Below are 1,372 nucleotides of genomic sequence, written 5' to 3'. Positions count from 1 at the left end.
GGCGCCGCGTCGCCACTCGATACGACCGATGCGCCCACACATTCATGAGTGCCATCCGCATCGCAGCGACCGTCATCTTCTGGTTATGAGTCCTGACCCTAGGCACCTGAATCTAAAGTTCGCCGCATAGGGCTTTCTGGGGTTCTCTGGCAGAAGCGCTTGACGGCGGTGAGGATTTCGTCGGCGGATTTGACCCATCGGAAGGGTTTGGGGTTCTCGTTGTGGTCTCGGTGAAGGCAAGGATGTCAGCTTCGAGGTCGGCGGTTGAGCGGTGGACGCCGCGACGGAGCCGCTTCCGGGTCAGCTCCGCGAACCAGCGTTCGATCTGGTTGATCCAGCTCGCCGAAGTGGGCGTGAAGTGGACATGCCAGCGCGGGCGGCGGGCGAGCCAGGCCTTGATCGTCGGCGTCTCGTGGGTGGCGCAGTTGTCCATCACCAGGTGCGCATCCGGTCCGTTCGGCACGGCCGCGTCGACCCGCCTGAGGAAGTCGAGAAACTCGGCTGCCCGGTGGCGCTTGTAGCATTTGCCGATCACCGCCCCCGTCGCGACGTCGAGCGCGGCGAACAAGGACGTCGTGCCGTGGCGGATGTAGGTATGCGTTCTCCGCTCGGGGACGCCCGGCGCCATCGGCGGCGCCGGCTGGTCCTGATCCGGCGCCTGGATCCGGGATTTTTGTCCACGCACAAAACGATGGCCCGGTTCGGCGGTGACATCTAGAGGCCGACGATGTCGCGCACCTTGTCGACGAACAGCGGGTCGGTGGAGAGCTTGAAAGTCTCGCTCCGGCGCGGCTGGAGACCGAAGGCGGTCCAGATCCGGCGGATCGTCGTGTGCGACAGGCCCGTCGCCGCGGCCATCGAACGGATCGACCAATGGGTGGCGTCCTTCGGCGTGGCGTTCAGCGTTCGCTCGATCACCTCGGCCACCCGGGCATCCGACACGGTGCGCGGCCGACCCGGGCGGTATTCGTCGGTCAGCCCTTCGATCCGATCCTTCACGAAACGCCTGCGCCACTTGCCGACGGTGTGCTCATGCGCTCCGAGCCGCGCGCCGACCTCCTTGCTCGGAAGGCCTTCCGCGCAGAGCAGGATGATCCGGCAACGCTCCGCGAGGGACCGGGCCGTCTTGCGCCGCCGCACCTGCGCCTCGAGAAAGGCGCGCTCCTCAGTGCTCAGCACAACCGCGTCCGCCGTCCGACCCGCCATCTCATAATCCCCCGAACCAGAGGTCAATGATACGAACTATCGTTCCGGAGGACTAGGGCGTCGACTCATAAACTCTGACACCAGATCCTCGCGGCTGTGAGCTTGACGGCGGCGAGGAAGTTCTCCGGGTCCTTGTCGTAGCGTGTGGCGATGCCTCGAAACTGCT

The 1,372-nt window shown here is 65.4% G+C and carries 3 pseudogenes; 1 reads left to right on the top strand and 2 read right to left on the bottom strand.

What is annotated here, in order from left to right:
• Positions 1-89: pseudogene (locus tag ACLJK8_RS22745) on the top strand (IS5/IS1182 family transposase); the annotation flags it as partial.
• A gap of 23 nt (positions 90-112) precedes the next feature.
• Here ACLJK8_RS22745 and ACLJK8_RS22740 read toward each other — a convergent pair.
• Positions 113-1,206: pseudogene (locus tag ACLJK8_RS22740) on the bottom strand (IS630 family transposase).
• Between the two features lie 65 nt (positions 1,207-1,271).
• Positions 1,272-1,372: pseudogene (locus tag ACLJK8_RS22735) on the bottom strand (IS5/IS1182 family transposase); the annotation flags it as partial.

The organism is Amaricoccus sp. W119, from assembly GCF_047275745.1.
Lineage (GTDB): Bacteria > Pseudomonadota > Alphaproteobacteria > Rhodobacterales > Rhodobacteraceae > Amaricoccus.
This window is presented reverse-complemented; position numbering and strand designations above follow the sequence as displayed.